Annotated in this window: 3 protein-coding genes; 1 reads left to right on the top strand and 2 read right to left on the bottom strand. The window is 40.6% G+C overall.

The window, feature by feature from the left end; genetic code table 11:
* Positions 1-261 precede the first annotated feature (261 nt).
* On the bottom strand, positions 262-1,512 hold the full coding sequence (locus tag K1X82_14875) for an ABC transporter permease (GenBank protein ID MBX7183394.1): 1,251 nt from the start codon (positions 1,510-1,512) through the stop codon (positions 262-264).
* A 397-nt stretch (positions 1,513-1,909) separates the two neighbouring features.
* Between K1X82_14875 and K1X82_14870 the strand changes: the two genes are divergently transcribed.
* Positions 1,910-3,169, top strand: coding sequence for a PP2C family protein-serine/threonine phosphatase (locus K1X82_14870; GenBank protein ID MBX7183393.1), 1,260 nt, complete (start codon positions 1,910-1,912; stop codon positions 3,167-3,169).
* 2 nt (positions 3,170-3,171) lie between these two features.
* Here the strand turns inward: K1X82_14870 and K1X82_14865 are convergent.
* Positions 3,172-4,579 (bottom strand): hypothetical protein (locus K1X82_14865; protein ID MBX7183392.1); only part of this gene is annotated, 1,408 nt, incomplete at its 5' end.

The raw sequence follows: 4,579 nt of genomic DNA, 5'->3' as shown, positions 1-4,579 counted from the left end.
TTGCTCCTGTTCGGTTGAGTGTAACTCTTGTTTTTATTTTATACCGTTTTGTTTAGGAATGGCCGGGTTTGAAATACTTCCCAATGGGTTTGCACTTTTCCGGGCAGGGATAGCAGTGGAAAGCCCACAGACGGCCGTGGCTTTAGCCCGGACGGCGAGGACTTGGAACGAATAGCCCGGCGCTTTCGCCCTTGCACCCGGGTAAGTTCATAACGTTAAACTCCGTGGCGAAAGCGGCCCGCACCTTAAAAATTAACTAAATTACTCCGCTCTTAAAGCTTCAATTGGATTTACTGCAGCCGCATTTCGGGCAGGTATTAGTCCGGCTAAACACCCGGTTAAAATCAATACTCCCGTGGCAGTTAAGGCTATTTTGATGTCGATTTCCGGGTTACGAAAGAATTCACTTTCTGCACCAAACTCTACCATGGCGTAGTTTACTCCTTCAATTAATAAAATTCCGGTTAATAAGCCTACATACCCGGCAACGGCCGTTATGGTTAAACTTTCTTGCATAATTAGCATGATGATGGACGCCGGCTTGGCTCCTAATGCTTTTCGAATCCCAATTTCCTTGGTTCGCTCCTTCACTAATATGAGCATGATGTTGCTCACTCCAACAATTCCGGCAATAATAGTACCTATGCCTACTACCCAAACAAAAAGGTTGATGGCCGCAAAAAGACTGTTGAAGCGATCAAACTCTTCGCCGGCATTCCAACTGCCAATAGCCGCCAAATCGTCGGGGTGTATGTGGTGACGGCGGGCAATCAGGAGTTTGACCTTTTTTTCGACCATTTTCATGTTGGCCTCGGGCCTCACCAATAAACCATACCAACCCAGTTTGTTCATCATGTTATAGGTTTGCTGCATGGTGGAAAGCGGTATGAAAATACATTGGGCATCTTCCCGGTCGCCACCCGAAGAAGAATTGACTTTAAATGCTCCAACAATTTTAAAAAATGCGCCTTTTATTCGAATGTATTTTCCTATGGGATCTTCTCCCGGAAATAACACTTCCTGTGCCCGTGGACCAATAACACAAACTTTCTTTTTCTCCTGACAGTCCGTTTCGTTTAAGAACCGACCGTGAGTCATGCGAATGGTTTCTATTTTTAATACATCCGGATCCTCACCTTGAATAACGAAGTTGGCATTTTTGGTGCCCCGGTTTACAGAAAATTCTCCACCCAGCCTGGATTTTGGCGCCACAGCTCCCAATTCGGGTATCTCACTTCGCAAGGCTTTGGTGTCTTCGTTGTCTAACTGTATATAGCGGCCTGGTTTATGTCCCTGATAGGGTAGGGTTGTTTTTTCGGACCAAACAAACAGAGAATTGTGGGAAATGTCGTTGAAGTTATATTTAACTCCGTTTTCGAGTCCTTTGCCACTTGCCAAAAGCAAAACCAGCATTAATATACCCCAAAATACTCCGAACGCTGTCAGGAAGGTCCTGAGCTTGTGCCGGGCCATGGTTTCGAAGATTTCTTGCCACCTTTCTAAATCGAACATGCCGCAAGGATACGTATTAGTTTTACTGTGTGTAGCCAATTTAACATTGTTTTCAAAAACGAACACCATGGGCAAAAATTGTTAGTGAAGAAGGTATGTCATGCCGGTTGACCTATTAAGGGAGCTTAGGCAAAAGAATACTGATTAGTTCGAGTATAGTTTTTGCAAGATTTTGGACAATTTTGGGTGTTCAAAAGATCATTGTTGTAGTGGCATCAGCGCAACCCCGGACTTCCAATCTGTTGTCCATTTTCCAAGGTTGGGGTTAGAATCTAGTAGCAGGTTCGGAATAAAAATGAAGGGTGCGGAGGATATTAAACTCGGCTTGTTCAAAACCCTTGATATAAAGTTTTAATTCCCAAGACCTTTGGTTACTTTTGTAAATCTCCCTGCCAAGATGAATGCAACGCCAAGAAGCAAAAATGAAAAGTTAATTCTGGAGACACTTCGGATTGCCAACAGTGCTTTGAAGTTGAAGAATTTGAAATTGAATTCTTTGCTGGAGATTACCAATGCCATTAATAATAACTTCAGCACCAAGCAATTGTTGAAGATTTTTGAGTTTGTTCTTCGGAATCAACTCAATATTGGGAAATTGATGTTGTTTACCCACAACACCCGTTGGAATTGCGAATTGCAGTATGGTTTACCGGATGAAATGCCAACAGTGCACGTTGATCAGCATTTATTAATTTTCAGGGAGGTTACTGAGGTTAAGGATAAAAACAAACTTTTTTTAGGTCAGTTTGAAGTGATTATTCCGGTTTACCACAAGCATATTCCACTGGCCTTTTTGTTGTTGGGTGATATAAAGGAAGATATAATAGAAAGCACACGAACTAAACATATTCCGTTTATTCAGACCTTGACCAATATCATTGTGGTGGCAATTGAAAATAAGAAGTTGGCCAAGGATAATGTGAGGCAAGCCGCCATTCGAAAAGAAATGGAATTGGCAAAGGAAATGCAGGAGATGTTGTTTCCACCAAGTTTGCCTAAAAACGAGAAGATTGAATGTGCTGCTGAATATAAACCTATGGGCCAGGTAGGAGGAGATTATTACGATTTTATTCAGATAAACGATAATGAAGCCGTTTTATGCATGGCTGATGTTTCAGGAAAGGGAGTAAGTGCTGCTTTGCTAATGAGTAATTTTCAAGCTAATATTCGGGCATTACTCAATTATTCCAGTTCTTTAACTGATTTGGTTAGGGATTTGAATAAACGGGTTATTGAAAGTACCAAAGGAGAACGTTTTATTACCATGTTCTTGGCCAAGTATAACATGGTTACCAGGGTGTTAACCTATGTGAATGCCGGCCAAACTCCACCCTTGTTGTTGTCGGATAAAACCTCTATTTTGTTGACTACCGGTTGCCCCGGTTTAGGAATGTTGGATGAGCTTCCATCGGTAAAGGAAGGTATCATCAGTGTAAATAGAAATGCGGTTTTATTGTGTTACACCGATGGGGTAATTGAATTGGAGAATGATAAAGGCAAGGAATTCGGTACCAGCAAATTGGAATTAATATTGTTGGATAATCCTCAGGCCTCTATGAAGGAGATTAACCGGATTATAATTCAACAGTTGGAACATTTTAAAGGTGAAAAACCTTTTGTTGATGATATAGCCTTGTTTACTACCCGTTTTTATTAGGGTTAAGGCCATTCATCTTCGGCCTTGGGTTCATAGAGATCTACCCGATAGTTTTTGATATAGAAATTGGCTTTGTTTCTGTTCCAGAGGTAAGTGATAAATTCGTCGTTACCGGAGCGAGGATTGTAAATGAGGTAAAAGAGTTCCAGATGATTCCATTGGTTAGGCTTAAAGCCGGAGTCGCCAATATCTTTCCCGGCATATTTGTAATTCTTCTTATGATGCAGCATGGTGCATATCAACAAAGGATTTTTTACTGTTTGTAAGGAATCCATCCAAACATCAATGGAGATTTTAAGATATAAATGATCTCGTTGGGGTAGTTTTTTAACACGAACTGAAAATCCATTGGTAAATTCAGTAACGGAATCGATTGGCTGACCATTTAAACCTTGGATAAGACTGGTTTTTGTTAAAGGCATTTCACCCAATTCCTTAAAAGTATAATTCTGAATATTATCGGGACCTTCGATGGTTGAAGTAAATGGGTCGAATCCCAGCAAATGGTGAGTGGTAGTGTCGGGAGTTAAATTGAAAAAGTTGGCCTTATAATAGGAATAGGTGGTTCGGTCGTAATGGATTACCCAGCGTTTAAACTGGATGGTGTGCTTAATATTAATTAATAAACAGAAAGTAAGTATCAGGTAAAAGGTCCATTTATGGTGTTGAAATAAATCTTTGATCCAGAATCCAAATGGTATAAAAAGAGCGAAATAGGCGGGAATTAAAGCTCTGGCACTGTAACTGGCGCCTGCATACCACCAACAGGTCCAGCTGGAAATTAGCCAAAAGCTAATGAAGAAAAACACTACTAATCCGGGATGTAACTCCGGTTTATATTTTTTGAAAAGTAGTAGGCTATAAACCAGGAATATGGCAATTGGAGTATAAATAAACCAACCCTTTTTAAAACTAAAAAGAAACTTAAGCAAATGTGGATTTAATAAGTCGAAACCTTCGCCGGCGTTGGTGTAGGAGTAAAATAACCATTGTCCCGTTCCTGTTTTCCAATACAAAACCTGAATGAAGCCTATACCTACCATGGTTAAAACAATGATCCCAACCGAGGAAATATTCTGTTTAATAAGATTCAGTTTATTCTTCAGACTTTCTTTGCTGTAAACATTCCAAAGCAATGGAATCAGGATGGCCACCATTTCATTGGGACGAATAACCGTGCAAAAGGCCAAACCCAATCCGATGCCAAAGGCCTTTTTCCTGGAAGGATTTTCATGCCATAGGTAAGTGTAGTAAATAACCAAGCCAAGTGCAGTAAAACCGGGTATGTGTGTAAGTTGCGCATTTCCATAAGCCATTTGGAAATAGTTGGTGGCAAATACCAAGAGGAAAATCAACAGGGCCACCCATTTATCCTCAAAAAATAAAAGCAGTGTTTTCCTGAAAATTTGG

The sequence above is a fragment of the Bacteroidia bacterium genome, assembly GCA_019695265.1.
In the GTDB taxonomy this organism is placed as follows: domain Bacteria; phylum Bacteroidota; class Bacteroidia; order JAIBAJ01; family JAIBAJ01; genus JAIBAJ01.
The sequence above is the reverse complement of the archived record's forward strand: the minus strand, read 5'-3'. Positions and strand labels throughout refer to the sequence as shown.